This is a genomic window from Crenobacter cavernae (genome assembly GCF_003355495.1).
Lineage (GTDB): Bacteria > Pseudomonadota > Gammaproteobacteria > Burkholderiales > Chromobacteriaceae > Crenobacter > Crenobacter cavernae.
Genome location: NZ_CP031337.1, coordinates 2897173 through 2911585, shown reverse-complemented (window position 1 = coordinate 2911585; position 14413 = coordinate 2897173). Strand labels below are relative to the sequence as shown.

The 14413-nt window shown below is 64.1% G+C and carries 17 protein-coding genes; 10 read left to right on the top strand and 7 right to left on the bottom strand.

Going from position 1 to position 14413, the window contains the following annotated elements; all coding sequences use genetic code 11:
• Positions 1-174: 174 nt before the first annotated feature.
• The 7 genes from DWG20_RS14140 (at position 175) to DWG20_RS14110 (ending at position 7329) form a co-directional block, all read left to right on the top strand.
• On the top strand, positions 175-840 hold the full coding sequence (locus DWG20_RS14140; protein ID WP_115434406.1) for a YecA family protein: 666 nt from the start codon (positions 175-177) through the stop codon (positions 838-840).
• A 75-nt stretch (positions 841-915) separates the two neighbouring features.
• Positions 916-1485: a DUF2062 domain-containing protein gene (locus tag DWG20_RS14135; protein ID WP_115434405.1), complete on the top strand. Its 570-nt coding sequence runs from the start codon at positions 916-918 to the stop codon at positions 1483-1485.
• Complete coding sequence (locus DWG20_RS14130) at positions 1457-2014, top strand: NUDIX domain-containing protein (protein ID WP_115434404.1); 558 nt, start codon at positions 1457-1459, stop codon at positions 2012-2014. Before DWG20_RS14135 ends, DWG20_RS14130 begins: the two co-directional genes overlap by 29 nt.
• Entirely contained in the window at positions 2001-2318 is a 318-nt protein-coding gene (locus DWG20_RS14125) for a PilZ domain-containing protein (RefSeq protein ID WP_240674242.1), read from the top strand. Before DWG20_RS14130 ends, DWG20_RS14125 begins: the two co-directional genes overlap by 14 nt.
• Before the next feature lie 214 nt (positions 2319-2532).
• A complete protein-coding gene (locus DWG20_RS14120; protein WP_115434403.1) occupies positions 2533-4461 on the top strand; it encodes a PrkA family serine protein kinase in 1929 nt (642 codons plus the stop codon).
• Positions 4462-4523: 62 nt separating this feature from the next.
• Complete coding sequence (locus DWG20_RS14115) at positions 4524-5798, top strand: YeaH/YhbH family protein (RefSeq protein WP_115434402.1); 1275 nt, start codon at positions 4524-4526, stop codon at positions 5796-5798.
• 10 nt (positions 5799-5808) lie between these two features.
• Positions 5809-7329, top strand: coding sequence for a SpoVR family protein (locus DWG20_RS14110; RefSeq protein ID WP_115434401.1), 1521 nt, complete (start codon positions 5809-5811; stop codon positions 7327-7329).
• 87 nt (positions 7330-7416) lie between these two features.
• Here DWG20_RS14110 and DWG20_RS14105 read toward each other — a convergent pair whose 3' ends face one another.
• The 4 genes from DWG20_RS14105 to DWG20_RS14090 are packed head-to-tail and all read right to left on the bottom strand — an operon-like array spanning position 7417 to position 10411.
• Complete coding sequence (locus DWG20_RS14105) at positions 7417-8187, bottom strand: ATP-binding cassette domain-containing protein (RefSeq protein WP_115434400.1); 771 nt, start codon at positions 8185-8187, stop codon at positions 7417-7419.
• Positions 8174-9154 (bottom strand): FecCD family ABC transporter permease, encoded by a 981-nt coding sequence (locus DWG20_RS14100; protein ID WP_181880931.1) that lies wholly within the window; start codon positions 9152-9154, stop codon positions 8174-8176. Before DWG20_RS14100 ends, DWG20_RS14105 begins: the two co-directional genes overlap by 14 nt.
• 50 nt (positions 9155-9204) lie before the next feature.
• Complete coding sequence (gene dapB / locus DWG20_RS14095) at positions 9205-10014, bottom strand: 4-hydroxy-tetrahydrodipicolinate reductase (protein ID WP_115434398.1); 810 nt, start codon at positions 10012-10014, stop codon at positions 9205-9207.
• Positions 10015-10033: 19 nt separating this feature from the next.
• Positions 10034-10411, bottom strand: a complete 378-nt coding sequence (locus DWG20_RS14090) for an outer membrane protein assembly factor BamE (protein WP_115434397.1) — start codon at positions 10409-10411, stop codon at positions 10034-10036.
• A gap of 94 nt (positions 10412-10505) precedes the next feature.
• Between DWG20_RS14090 and fur the strand changes: the two genes are divergently transcribed.
• The 3 genes from fur to DWG20_RS14075 are packed head-to-tail and all read left to right on the top strand — an operon-like array spanning position 10506 to position 12359.
• On the top strand, positions 10506-10940 hold the full coding sequence (gene fur / locus DWG20_RS14085; RefSeq protein WP_181881021.1) for a ferric iron uptake transcriptional regulator: 435 nt from the start codon (positions 10506-10508) through the stop codon (positions 10938-10940).
• Entirely contained in the window at positions 10937-11638 is a 702-nt protein-coding gene (aat, locus tag DWG20_RS14080; protein ID WP_115434395.1) for a leucyl/phenylalanyl-tRNA--protein transferase, read from the top strand. The genes fur and aat overlap by 4 nt, the downstream gene beginning before the upstream one ends.
• A complete protein-coding gene (locus DWG20_RS14075; protein WP_115434394.1) occupies positions 11625-12359 on the top strand; it encodes an arginyltransferase in 735 nt (244 codons plus the stop codon). The genes aat and DWG20_RS14075 overlap by 14 nt, the downstream gene beginning before the upstream one ends.
• Positions 12360-12458: 99 nt before the next feature.
• Here DWG20_RS14075 and DWG20_RS14070 read toward each other — a convergent pair whose 3' ends face one another.
• Genes DWG20_RS14070 through motD form a run of 3 tightly spaced genes read right to left on the bottom strand, consistent with a single transcriptional unit; the run spans position 12459 to position 14403 of the window.
• The gene (locus DWG20_RS14070; RefSeq protein ID WP_115434393.1) at positions 12459-12926 is read right to left on the bottom strand and encodes an outer membrane lipoprotein; all 468 of its coding nucleotides are present in this window, start codon (positions 12924-12926) and stop codon (positions 12459-12461) included.
• Between the two features lie 56 nt (positions 12927-12982).
• Positions 12983-13573, bottom strand: a complete 591-nt coding sequence (locus tag DWG20_RS14065) for a malonic semialdehyde reductase (protein WP_115434392.1) — start codon at positions 13571-13573, stop codon at positions 12983-12985.
• On the bottom strand, positions 13570-14403 hold the full coding sequence (gene motD / locus DWG20_RS14060; RefSeq protein ID WP_115434391.1) for a flagellar motor protein MotD: 834 nt from the start codon (positions 14401-14403) through the stop codon (positions 13570-13572). The genes DWG20_RS14065 and motD overlap by 4 nt, the downstream gene beginning before the upstream one ends.
• Positions 14404-14413 lie beyond the last annotated feature (10 nt).

The following is a 14413-nucleotide window of genomic DNA, read 5'->3' as shown; positions in this document are numbered from 1 at the left end:
CGTGGCACCTGTTGTGCGGGGTCTTTTGTTCGCGCGTCTTGGCGATGCGCCGCGCGCGGCCCCTACCTCAGTTCTGTATGACAAGTGCGCCAAGGTCAAATGCCGGATCGCGCGCAGTGGCGCCGGCATTTCGCTACAATGCGCGCGCAAGCATCATCTTTCGAAGGAATCCCCATGAGCGCCACCGCCCTTACCGAAGCCGAATTCACCCGCCTGGAGGGGCTGCTCGCCCCGCTGGCGGCCACCAGCGACACCATGCGCCTCGACGAGGTACAGGGTTTCTTCGCCGCGATCGCCAGCGGCCCGGACCGCCTCGAATCCGCTGACTGGCTCGACGACGTGCTCGGCGAATCGCCGGCGTTCGAATCGGGCGACGCGCGCGCCGAGATCGTCGCGCTGCTAGAGAAACTCTACGCCGCGACCGCCGACGCGCTGGCCTCGGGCGAGGTCCCCGAGCTGGTCCTCTACGCCGCGGAAGACGGCGACGAGGCCGACTACTGGCCGTGGTGCAACGCCTACCTGTACGCGCTTGACGTGGTGCCGACCGACTGGTTCGAGGCGGCCGACGACGAAGGCTTCGAGGATCTGCTCTACCCGCTGATGGCGCTGGGTGGCATCTTCGATCAGGAAGAGGGCGAGCCGCTGGTCGAATTCACCGCCGACGAACTCGACGACTTCAAGGACGAACTGCCCGAGGCGGTGCTCGCCGTCTACGGCTACTGGCGCGCCAAGTCCAACGCGCCGAAGACCGCGCGCCGCGACGCGGCCAAGGTCGGCCGCAACGACCCGTGCCCGTGCGGCAGCGGGAAGAAGTACAAGCAGTGCTGCGGCAAGGAATAAGCCCGCCGCAAGCCTGAACCAAGCTTGGCCGAGCCCGGTCGATAAGACTCGGCCAACCTTCACATACCGGATGCCATGTCGCCGCGCCGCCACCTGCACCGCTTCCTGCCCAACCGCCACGCGCTGTTCGCCAACCGCTGGCTGAGGCCGCTTGCGCCGTGGCTCGACCAGCCCGCCTACTGGGCATTCAACCGCCGCAAGGTCGCGCTCGCGGTCGCCGTCGGCCTGTTCTCGGGGCTGATGCCGGGCCCGACGCAGATGCTGACCGCCGCGCTCTTGGCGCTGGCTTTACGCATCAACCTGCCGGTGGCGCTCGCCACCACGCTCTATACCAACCCTTTCACCTACCTGCCGCTGTATTTTCTCGCTTTCCGCTACGGTCAGCTTTTACTCGGCGACGGTCATGCCGGTACAATGATCGTCCAACCCGAATGGAATAATCAGGGTGTGTGGGTGTGGTGTTCGGAATGGGCGGCGTGGTTCGGCCAGCTCGGCCTGCCGCTCCTGGTCGGTGTGCCGGCGCTGGGCGTCACTTTGGGCGTTATCGGCTACGTCGCTGTGCGAGGGCTTTGGCGTCTATATCTGCTACATGCGTGGAAGAAACGGAAGCAAGAACGTGGAATTGACCGAACAAGAACTCAGTAGCGAAGTGATCTTAGAAGGCGGCTTCATCACGTTGCGCCGCGACCGCGTGCGCCTGCCCGACGGCAAAGAAGCGACGCGCGAATACGTCGAGCACCCCGGTGCCGTCGCGGTGCTCGCGCTGACCGACGCAGACGAACTGGTGATGGAGCGCCAGTACCGCTATCCGCTGCGTCGCGAGTTTCTCGAGATTCCGGCTGGCAAGCGCGATGCGGGCGAGGCGCCCGAGGTCACGGCAAAACGCGAGTTGCTTGAAGAAACCGGCTACACCGCACGCAGGTGGCGCTTTCTCGGTACCGCCTTCCCGTGCATCGGCTACGCCGACGAGGCGATCCACTATTTTCTCGCCACAGGGCTGACGCAGCAGGAGCGCGCGCTCGACGACGGCGAGTTTCTTGAAGTGCTTGTGGTGCCTCTAAAGAAGGTGCAGGCGATGGCGCTGAGCGGCGAAGTCTGCGACAGCAAGTCCATCGTCGGCCTGCACTGGCTCGCCGCCCACCAGAACGGGATGCTTCCCGGTGTGCCCGTTTGACGCGCGCTCCGAACGCCGGCGCGCGCGCCGGCTGCCGATGGGCTGCCGGGCGCGCATCAAGTCGCTGCTAACCGGCGACGTCCATTACGGCGAATGCATCGACCTCTCGGTCGACGGCATCGCCATTCGCACCTCCTTCGTCCCCCGATACGCCGAACGGCTCGAGGTCACGCTGCGCGTGCCACCGGTCGGCAACATCCCCGCCAAGCCCTTTATCGTTGAAGCCGAAGTCTGCCGCTGCCAGGAAGTCGATCCCGGACGGCTCTACGACATCGGTGTACGGATCGTCAAAAGAAAATCCTGACGCCTCTCCCTTGCCCTGACGGCATTGTGTCGTGCTTTTTGAATTGCCATTGCAATTGCCGGTGGACCACCGTGACGCTGTGCTATACCCAAAACAAAGCAACAAAACACGAGCGAACCGTCATCGGTAAGCCAAACTCTAATCCAACAAGGGGGTAGTGGGACGCATGGCGCTTTACGCGAGCTCCCCCCCCGACAGAGCGAAGGAGTGAGCCATGTACCCGGATATTTTCGGTCACTATGCCACCCGCTACGATCGTACGCGGGAAGAGGAATACACCGTCCAGGAGTACCTGGACCTCTGCAAGAACGACCCTTCCGCCTACGCGTCCGCCGCCGAGCGCATGCTGATGGCAATCGGCGAGCCGGAATTGGTCGATACCCGCCACGACCCGAGGCTGTCGCGCATCTTCTCCAACAAGGTCGTGAAAATCTACCCGGCCTTCCGCGACTTCTACGGCACCGAAGAGGTGATCGAGCAGGTCGTCGCGTACTTCCGCCACGCCGCGCAAGGCTTGGAGGAGAAAAAACAAATCCTCTACCTCCTGGGCCCGGTGGGCGGCGGCAAATCGTCGATAGCCGAGAAGCTCAAGGAGCTGATGGAGCGCGTGCCGTTCTACTGCCTAAAGGGCAGCCCGTTGAACGAGTCGCCGCTCGGCCTGTTCAACTACGACGAAGACGGTCCGATCCTCGAGGAGGAGTACGGCATCCCACGCCGCTATCTGCGAGCCATCCCGAGCCCGTGGGCGGTGAAACGGCTCAACGAGTTCAACGGCGACATCAGCCAGTTCCGCGTGGTGAGGCGTTACCCGTCGGTGCTCAAGCAGATCGCCGTGTCGAAAACCGAGCCGGGCGACGAGAACAATCAGGACATCAGCTCGCTGGTCGGCAAGGTCGACATCCGCAAGCTCGAGAAATACGCGCAGGACGATACGGACGCCTACAGCTATTCCGGTGGCCTGTGCTTGGCAAACCAGGGCCTGCTCGAATTCGTCGAGATGTTCAAGGCGCCGATCAAGGTCTTGCACCCACTGTTGACCGCGACCCAGGAAGGCAACTTCAAGGGGACCGAAGGCTTCGGTGCGATCCCGTTCGACGGCATCATCCTCGCGCACTCGAACGAGTCGGAATGGAAGCAGTTCAAGAACAACAAGAACAACGAGGCCTTCCTCGACCGTATTTTCATCGTCAAGGTACCGTACTGCCTGCGCGTGACCGATGAGGTGAAGATCTACGACAAGTTGATCCGCAACTCCTCGCTCGCGAATTCGCCGTGCGCGCCGGGAACGTTGAAGATGATGGCGCAGTTCGCCGCACTCTCGCGGATCAAAGAGCCGGAAAACTCCAGCCTGTACAGCAAGATGCAGGTGTACGACGGCGAGAACCTCAAGGACACCGATCCGAAAGCGAAGTCGATCCAGGAATACCGCGACTTCGCCGGAGTGGACGAGGGGATGAGCGGCCTTTCCACCCGGTTCGCCTACAAGATACTGTCGCGCGTGTTCAACTTCGACCACAGCGAGATCGCGGCCAACCCGGTGCATCTCTTGTACGTGCTCGAGCAACAGGTCGAACGCGAGCAGTTCCCCGGCGAAACCGAGCAGAAGTACCTGACCTTCATCAAGGAGTACCTCGCACCGAAGTACGTCGAGTTCATCGGTAAGGAAATCCAGACCGCCTACCTCGAAAGCTACAGCGAATACGGCCAGAACATCTTCGACCGTTATGTGACCTTCGCCGACTACTGGATTCAGGACCAGGAGTACCGAGACCAGGACACCGGCGAGATATTCGATCGCAACTCCTTGAACAACGAACTAGAAAAGATCGAGAAACCGGCAGGCATTTCCAATCCAAAAGACTTCCGCAACGAGATCGTCAACTTCGTACTGCGGGCGAGGGCCAACAACGGCGGCAAGAATCCGACCTGGACCAGCTATGAGAAGCTGCGCACGGTGATCGAGAAGAAAATGTTCTCGAATACCGAGGAGTTGCTGCCGGTTATCTCGTTTAATGCCAAGGCGAGCGCCGAAGACGCCAAGAAGCACGAGGACTTCGTCAACCGCATGGTGGAGAAAGGGTATACCGCCAAGCAGGTGCGGCTCCTGTGCGAATGGTATCTGCGAGTACGCAAGTCGTCGTGATGACGTGAGGCCGGGGCGGCAACGGTCGCCCCGGCCCTCACCTTATGTCCACGGAGCGAGACATGGCCCACATCATAGACAGGCGTCTGAACGGCAAGAACAAGTCCGCGGTCAACCGCGAACGGTTCTTGCGCCGTTTCAAGAGCCAAATCAAAGAGGCCGTCACCAAGGCGATCAAGGGGCGGAGCATTACCGATCTTGAGAGTGGCGAGAAGGTATCGATCCCGGTGAAGGACATCTCAGAACCGGTGTTCCACCACGGCCAGGGCGGAGTGTGGGACTACGTGCACCCCGGCAACGAGGAGTTCATCAAAGGGGACAAGATCAACCGACCACAGGGTGGAGGCGGTGGCGGCGGCAAGGCGAGCAACGACGGCGAAGGCGAGGACGACTTCGTCTTCGAATTGTCGCGCGAAGAATTCATGAGCGTGTTCTTCGACGACCTAGAGTTGCCCAATCTGGTGAAAAACCAGCTGATCGGCCTAGAAGAGTGGAAAACGGTGCGCGCCGGCTTTACCAGCGACGGTACGCCGACCAATATCAACGTCGTGCGTTCGCTGCGCGGCGCGCTGGCGCGTCGCGTGGCGGTGTCGGCCCCGACGCTCAGCCAGTTGTCCGAAGCCGAGGAAGAGCTCGACACGCTGCTCGAATCCGACGAGGACAACGATATCGAGGTTCGCGAGAAACGCCGCAACATCCACGCCTTGCGCGAGCGCCTCAGCCACATTCCCTTCATCGACCCGTTCGACCTGCGCTACAACAACCGCGTCAAGGAGATGAAGCCGACCAGTAAAGCGGTGATGTTCTGCATCATGGACGTTTCCGGCTCGATGGACGAGGCCAAGAAGGACATGGCCAAGCGTTTCTTCATCCTGCTCTACCTCTTTCTCGAGCGGAACTACGAGAAGATCGAGGTGGTTTTCATCCGTCACCATACCAGCGCGGTCGAGGTGAACGAGCACGACTTCTTCCACTCGCGCGAGTCCGGCGGCACGGTGGTGTCGTCGGCGCTGAACCTGATGAAGGAAGTTGTCTCCAAGCGCTACAACCCGGCCGAGTGGAACATCTATGCGGCGCAGGCGTCCGACGGCGACAACTGGGACAGCGATTCGGTCAACTGCGCGCGCGTGCTCGATGACTTCCTGCTGCCGGTCTCCCGCTACTTCGCCTACATCGAGATCACCGAGGGCGAGCCGCAGAACCTTTGGTACGAGTATCTGAAACTTCAGCCATCGCACCCGCACTTTGCGATGCAACGCATCCACTCGGCGGCCGATATCTACCCGGTGTTCCGCGAACTGTTCAAACGTCAGCCTAACCACGCCGCCGCGCGTTAGGGGTGCGCCCATGAAAACGCCTATTTCCACCGGGTCTGAATGGACCTTCGATCTGGTCGAGCGTTACAACCATGCGATCCGCGAGATTGCCGTCGACGAGTTCAAACTCGACGTTTACCCGATCCAGCTCGAGGTGATCACCGCCGAACAGATGATGGACGCCTATTCGTCGGTCGGCATGCCGGTCAACTACCATCACTGGTCGTTCGGCAAGCACTTCGTCGCGACCGAGAAGAGCTACAAGCGCGGCCAGATGGGGCTCGCCTACGAAATCGTGATCAACTCCAACCCTTGCATCGCCTACCTGATGGAAGAAAACTCCATGACGATGCAGGCGTTGGTGACTGCCCATGCCGCCTACGGTCACAACAGCTTTTTCAAGGGCAACTACCTGTTCCGATCGTGGACCGACGCGTCGGCGATCATCGACTACCTGGTGTTCGCCAAGAAATACATCTCGCAGTGCGAGGAGCGGCACGGCGTCGATGCAGTCGAGCAGATCCTCGATTCCTGCCACGCATTGATGAACTACGGCGTCGACCGCTACAAACGCCCGCAGAAGCTGTCTATGGCGAAGGAGCAGGCGCGCCAGGCCGAGCGCGAACAGTATCTGCAACTGCAGGTGAACGATCTGTGGCGCACCATCCCGAAGCGCGGCAAGGACGGCTCCGGCCATGCGGCGCCGCGTTTTCCATCCGAACCGCAGGAAAACCTGCTGTACTTCTTCGAGAAATCGGCTCAGCTGCTCGAGCCGTGGCAGCGCGAACTGGTGCGCATCGTGCGCAAGGTCGCGCAGTACTTTTACCCGCAGCGCCAGACCCAGGTGATGAACGAGGGTTGGGCCACGTTCTGGCACTACACCATCCTCAACCGCTTGTACGACAAGGGTCTGGTGACCGATGGCTTCATGATGGAATTCCTGCAAAGCCACACCAACGTCGTCTACCAACCGCCGGTGACCGCGCCGTGGTATCGCGGCATCAACGTGTACGCGCTCGGTTTCGGGATGTACCAGGACATCCGCCGCATCTGCGAACACCCGACGGCCGAGGATCGCGACTGGTTCCCCGACATCGCCGGTGCGCCGTGGCGCGAGGTGCTCGAGTTCGCGATGAAGAACTTCAAGGATGAGAGTTTCATCTCGCAGTACCTGTCGCCGAAGCTGATTCGCGACTTCCGCCTCTTTGCGATCCGTGACGACGATCAGGAAGACAAGCTGCTGGTCGAGGCGATTCACGACGAGTCGGGCTACCGCGAGGTGCGCTCGCATCTGGCCGAACAGTACAACCTCGGCTCTCGCGAACCGAACATCCAGGTGTGGTCGGTGAACATGCGTGGCGATCGCAGCCTGACGCTGCGCCATGTCATGCACCACCGTCGTCCGCTCGAAGCAGCCAGCGCGAACGAGGTGCTCAAGCATGTAGCGCGGCTGTGGGGCTTCAACGTGCGGCTCGAGAGCGTCGACGAGGACGGTGAGGTCCACCATCTGTATGAGTGCAAGGTCGATTCACACGTGCTGGCGATGGCTTAGAAACGGTTGATCGCAAACAAAAACGGCACCCCGCGGGGTGCCGTTTTTTGTGGAAGGGTCGGTCTGTCGCTCGAGCGGGCTCAGGATTCAATCGCGCAAAGGGATGAAGGCGCGCCAGTCGGCTTCCTCGGGGTGGCCGAGCTCGGCCAACCTGACGCCATAGACCGCTTCGAGCCGTTCCGCGCGCATTACTTCGGCGGTCGGCCCGATAGCGACGCACTGGCCGTTATTGATCAGCGCGACCCGGTCGGCGTGGCGCAATGCAAGGTTGAGGTCGTGCACCACCGCCAGTACGCCGATGTTTTCCGTGCGGGCCGTGCTGGCGATGTCGGCGAGCAACGCGTCGGCCGCGCCGATGTCGAGCATGGCCGTCGGTTCGTCGAGCAGCAGGTAGCGTTCGGCCTGCTTCGACGACAGCAACTGGTACCAGGCGCGCGCGAGCAACACCCGCTGCGCTTCGCCGCCCGACAGCTTGTCGGTCAGCCGGTCGGCGAGCCTGTCTACCCCGGTCCTCTGCAATACCTCGGCCAACCTTTGCGGGTTGGCGCCGTGCTGACGGCACGCACCGCCTTCGACCACTTCGCGAACGATGCAGCGCGCCGGGAGTCGGGCGGCTTGCTCAAGCACGGCCCGGCGCGAAGCCAGCTCGACAGCCGAGAGGCGCGATATCGCTTGGCCGGCGAGCCGCACTTCGCCACGGTCCGGCCGTGCCAAGCCCGTCGCCAGTTGCAGCAGCGAACTCTTGCCTGCACCGTTCGGTCCGAGTAGCGCCAGCACTTCGCCCTGTGCGACGGTCAGCGACACCGGCCCGAGGCGGCGCGGTCCGAGGGCTCGGCCAACCGCGTCAAGTTCCAGCATGGTCGCGGCCTCTGTTGAGTAGCCACAGGAAGAACGGCGCGCCGATCAGGCTGGTGACGACGCCGACCGGCAGTTCCGCCGGCGCCAGCACCAGCCGCGATATCCAGTCGGCGAGCACGGCGACCAGTGCGCCGAGCACGGGAGACAGCGTCATCAGTCTGCGCGCTTCACCGCCCGAGATCAGCCTTGCCAGGTGCGGTGCCAACAGGCCGACGAAACCGATCATGCCGACCGACGAGACGACCAGCGCGGTCGCCAGCGCCGCGAGCATCGCCGCCAATTGCAGCCGGCGCGACACGGCGAAGCCGACGTGGAAGGCGGCCGCTTCGCCGAACTGCAGCGCGTTCAGGAAGTCGGCCTGACGGCGCAGGAGCAGCCACACCGGCAGCATCGCCGCGAGCATCGCGGCAGCGCCCGGCCAGTCCATGGCGGCGAAACTGCCCATCAGCCAGAAGGTGACGCTTCTGAGCGGGCCGTCGGGCAGCGTGGCGATGAGCAGGGTCAGCAGGCTGACCGTCAGCGAGTTGACCGCGACGCCGGCGAGGATCAGCCGGCTGCCCGATAAGTCGCGGCCGCACAGCTGGCGTGCGAGCAGCAGTGCGCCGAGGCCGCCGACAAAAGCGAAGCCGGTCAGCGTGAGTGCGCCGGCGCCGAGGCTCAGCCCGATTGCGGCGGCGAGTGCCGCGCCGCCGGAGACGCCGATCAGGCCCGGCTCGGCGAGCGGGTTGCGGAACAGCAGCTGAACCGTCGCGCCGGCGGTGGCCAGCAGTGCGCCGGCGCCCGCCGCGGCGAGCACGCGCGGCAGGCGCAGCGTGTGGAGCAGTTCGGCCAGCCACGCATCGTGGCCGGGCAGCGCGAACAGCGCGCGCACGTTGGCCGAGGCGTCGCTGCCGTCGACCAGCAGGGAGAGCAGGGCGGCGAGCGTGAGCGCGGTCAGCCACAGGGCGAGGCCGGGGGCGGCGCGCATCAAAGGAAAAAGGGCGCCTGGGCGCCCTGATCGCGATGGCGTGGCGCGCATCAGCGCAGACCCAGCACGTCCTGCATGTCGTACACCTTGCCGTTCTGCTGGTCTTTCAGCCAGCGCGCGGCGCGCACGGCGCCATTGGCGAAGGTGGCGCGGCTCGATGCCTTGTGCGTGATCTCGACGCGCTCGCCGATGGCGGCGAACAGCGCGGTGTGGTCGCCGACCACATCGCCGGCACGCACGGTGGCGAAGCCGATGGTGCCCGGGTCGCGTTCGCCGGTCACGCCTTCGCGGCCGTAGACGGCGCAGGTTTTCAGGTCGCGGCCGAGCGCGTCGGCGATGACTTCGCCCATGCGCAGCGCGGTGCCGGACGGTGCGTCGACCTTGTGACGGTGGTGCGCCTCGACGATCTCGATGTCGTAACCGTCGGACAGCACGCGCGCAGCGAGGTCGAGCAGCTTGAAGGTCAGGTTTACGCCGACGCTGAAGTTGGGTGCGAACACGATGCCGATCTCGTCGGACGCCTTGGCGATCGCGGCCTTGCCGGCATCGTCGAAGCCGGTGGTGCCGATGATGATGTTCACCTTGGCCGCGACGCAGGCGTCCAGATAAGCGAGGGTGGCTTCCGGTCGGGTGAAGTCGATCAGCACGTCGGCGCCTTCGAGCGCGGCGTTCAGGCCGTCGCTGATCGCGACGCCGGTCTGGCGGCCGACGAAAAGGCCGGCATCCTGGCCGATCAGCGGGTTGCCGGCGCGCTCGATCGCGGCGTGGAGGCGCGCGTTCGGGGTGTTCAGGACCGATTCGATCAGCGCGCGGCCCATGCGGCCGCCGGCACCGACGATGACAACGTTCAGTTCACTCATGGCGATGGCTTGTCTGGACTTATTGGGTGGCGGGGGTGACGACGGCGGCCGGTTCGGACGCCGCCTGCGGTTTGGCGAGGCCGTAGGTTTCGGTCCTGGCCAGCGTGTCGCCGTTGAAATGGAGCGTCAGGCGGGTGTTTTCCGCCAGCTTGCCGTCACGCACCAGGCGGAAGGCGTAATCCCAGCGATCGGCGTGGAACGGGTCGTTCAGCAGCGGGGTGCCGAGCACGAAACGCACCTGCGAGCGAGTCATGCCGGGCTTGATCCTGGCAAGCGACTCTTCGCTGACGGTATTGCCCTGCGGGATGTCCAGCTGGTAGGGAGAAATCCATTCGGCCGGGTTCAGTGCGGAGCAGCCGGTCAACACGACCGAAAGGGCTAGAATCAGGGATCGCATGCGGTCTTTGTCGGTTCTGGAAGCGGGGATTGGTTGGGCAAAGCGGGCAAAAGCCTTTATCATGCCCTATGGAAACCACCGCCTTTATATCATGATGGACAAAGCCAGTCATCTCAAAGATATCGGCCTGAAGGCTACCGGCCCGCGGCTGAAAATCCTCGACCTGTTCGAGCATAGCGAAACCCGCCACATGTCCGCCGAGGACGTGTACAAGAAGCTGTTGACGGAAAATATCGACATCGGTTTGGCCACCATCTACCGCGTGCTCACTCAGTTCGAGCAGGCCGGCATCCTGGTCAGACACCATTTCGAGACCGGCAAGGCCGTGTACGAACTGAACGAGGGCGGTCACCACGACCACATGGTCTGCATCAGTTGCGGCAAGGTGGTCGAGTTCTTCGATCCGGAGATCGAGGCGCTGCAAGAACGCATCGCCGAGCAGCACGGTTTCCATATCATCGACCACGCGCTCTATATGTACGGCGAATGCCCCGAGTGCATCGAGACCCGACCCAAGCGCCGCCGATGATCGCGTGGCTGGGTTCCCAGCCGGTGTTCCCGCCGCTGTCCCGGGCGCTCGAGGATCCCAATGGTCTGCTTGCGGCCGGCGGCGACCTGTCCCCCGAGCGCCTGCTGGCCGCCTATTCGCAAGGCATTTTCCCCTGGTACGCACGAGGCGAGCCCATCCTGTGGTGGTCGCCCGCGCCGCGTATGGTGGTCTATCCCGAGCGGCTGAAGGTCAGTCGTTCCCTCGCCAAGACACTCCGCAACCTTTCCTACCGCGTATCGGCCGACACCGCTTTCAGGCGCGTGATCGAGGCCTGCGCCGCGCCGCGCGAGCCCGGCGGCGAAACCTGGATCGTGCCCGAGATGGTCGACGCCTACTGCCGGCTGCATGAACTCGGGCACGCGCACAGCTTCGAGACCTGGATGGACGGTGAGCTCGCCGGCGGCCTGTACGGCGTCGCGATCGGCCGCATGTTCTATGGCGAGTCGATGTTCAGCCGGGCGCGCGACGCGTCGAAGATCGCCTTTGTGCACGCGGTGCGCCATCTGCAGGCGATGGGCGTGCGGATGATCGACTGCCAGATGCACACCGGGCACCTCGAGAGTCTCGGCGCCGGGCTCGTGTCGCGCGAAGTTTTTGTTGCTACGCTGAAAGAAGGGTGCGCGTTGCCGCAGCCCGCTTCGATGTGGGATTACCACTACTCCAATGAGCCAGCGTGACGCCGGCGACGCGGTCGCCATCCATTTCTATGCCACGGCCCCGTATCCGTGCAGCTACCTCGACGGCCGCCAGGCGCGCTCGCAGGTGGCGATTCCCGCCAACGCCATCGACGCCCCCCTCTACGGCCAGTTGGTGAACATGGGTTTCCGGCGCAGCGGCCTCTACGTCTACCGGCCGTACTGCGATACCTGTCGCGCCTGCGTGCCGGTGCGCTTGACGGTCGACGCGTTCCGGCCCAGCCGCAGCCAGAGGCGCGCGTTCGCGCGTCACGATGCGCTCGAGGCGCGCCTGTTGGCACTGCAATTTCATGAAGAGCACTATGCGCTTTACCGGCGCTACCAGCTGGCGCGGCACACCGGCGGCGGCATGTCAGGCGACGACCCCGGCCAGTATTCGGAGTTCATCCTCAAGAGCGGCGTCGAGAGCTGGTTGGCCGAGTTTCGCGAAGCGGGCGTGCTGAAGATGGTCAGCCTGATCGACCGGCTCGCCGACGGCTTGTCTGCGGTCTACACCTTCTACGAGCCCGACGAGCCGCGCACGAGCTACGGCGTCTACAACGTGATGTGGCAGGTCGAGCTGGCGCGGCGCCTGGGCTTGCGTTACGTCTACCTCGGCTACTGGATACGCCAGTGCGGCAAGATGTCGTACAAGTCGGCTTACCGGCCGCTCGAGGCCTTGATCGACGGGCGCTGGCAGCCGTTCGACGCGATCGGGCCGTAACGGCCTGCTGAGCCGAAGCGCTGCAATGCAAACGGCCCGCCATCAAGGCGGGCCGTTCTGTGTCGTGCGAAGTTGGCCGAGCTCGGCCAAGTGTACGCCTTACATCGGCAGCACGCGGTCGTTGCCGTTGCCGGACAGTACGCGGACGCGCTGGCCGTTCTGCAGCGCCACGTCGGCCTCCTGCACGATCGAGATCATGCGCTGGCCGCGGTCGAGGCGGACGGTGACTTCGAACGCGTTCTTGGTGCCGATCGAACGCTGCGCGGCGCCGGTGGCGAGGCCGCCGGCCATCGCGCCGACGATCGCGCCGGCTGCAGAGCCGCGGCCGTGACCGATCGTGCTGCCGGCCAGTCCGCCCAGCGCGACGCCGCCGAAGTTGATCAGTTCGTTGCCTTGGCCTTCCATCTTCACCGGGTTGACCGAGACAACGGTGCCGAACTCGACCGTTTGCGCCTGGCGCATCTGGCCCTTGGAATAAACCTGCGCCGAGTCGGAAGTCGAGCAGCCGGTCAGCAGGGTGCCGGCGGCGATCGTGCCGACCAGGAGGGTGCGGGCGAGGGTGTTCATACGGTTTCCTTTGCTGCTGCAGGCTCGGCCAACCTTGCCGGTCGGACGGAGCGTTCTTACAGAATCCGGCACGCTTCGTCAAAGGCAAAGCGCGGCGAGCGCGCGCGCAGCGTGCTGGCGTCACCGTAGCCGATATTCACGAGGAAATTAGCTTTGAACCTGCCGTCGGGGAAAAATTCCGCGTTGACCTTGTCGGCGTCGAAACCCGACATCGGGCCGCAGTCGAGGCCGAGCGAGCGCGCGGCGAGGATCAGGTAGCCGCCCTGCAGGCTGCTGTTGCGGAACGCGGTCGCGTCGATCACCGGCTGGTTGCCTTCGAACCAGCTCCTCGCGTCGGTGTGCGGGAACAGCTGCGGCAGGTGCTCGTAGAAGCGCGTGTCCATCGCGACGATCGCGGTCGCCGGCGCACTCATCGTCTTCTCGACATTGCCTTCGGCGAGGCAGGGCTTCAGGCGCGCCTTGGCTTCGGGCGAGGCGACGAAAACGAAGCGGGCCGGCGAGCAGTTGGCACTGGTCGGACCCAGCTTCAACAGGTCGAACAGCTCGTGCAGCGTCTCTTCGCTCACCGGGCGGTGTTGCCAGTGGGTGAAGGTGCGGGCGTTGTGGAACAGTTGCTCGAGGGCGGCGTGCTGGATCGGCGTGGTCATGGGTTCACTCCGTTTTGGGTTGCGGGGGGGGCGGCCGACACGCTGTCGCGCGGCAGCGGTTCGGCGCCGTTGCCCGATAGGACGGTGATCGATACACGACGGTTCTTGGCGCGGCCGTCGTCGCTGGCGTTGTCGGCCACCGGCAGGTTCTCGGCGCGGCCGATCGCGACGAGGCGGTCCGGCGCGATGCCGCTCTCGACGAAGAGACGCACGACGCTGCCGGCGCGCGACGCCGACAGCTCCCAGTTGGACGGGTAGACCGGGTTCTTGATCGGCACGTTGTCGGTGAAGCCTTCGACGCGGACCGGGTTGTCGACGGTGGACAGCACGCGCGCGACCTCGGCCAACACCTGGCGCGACTGCGCCGACGGCGCGGCCTGGCCGACCGGGAACAGCGCGCTGTCCTTGATCTCGATCGCGACGCCGAGCGCGCTCTGCGTGACGCGCACCTGGCCGCCGCGGATCAGCGGGTCCATTACCTTCATCAGCTCGTTTGCCAGCTGCGCCAGCTTGGCCTGCTCGCGCCCCCGCTCGGGCGTGGTGACCTTGGGGCGGCTCTTGACCGCCTCGGCGACCGGTTTGGCGTTCGGTACGGCGATCATCGTGTTGGCGCCGCCGGTCGGCGGCGTCGGGTTGACCGTGATTTTCTCGCCGGTGTTGAACGCCTCGACGATGGCGGTCGACAGCACGCGGTACTTGCCCTCGTTGACCGACGAGATCGCGTACATCACGACGAAGAAGGCGAACAAGAGCGTGATGAAGTCGGCGTACGAGACCAGCCAGCGCTCGTGGTTCTCGTGTTCTTCTTCGTGGCGGCGGCGCCTGGCCATGTTGCCCCCC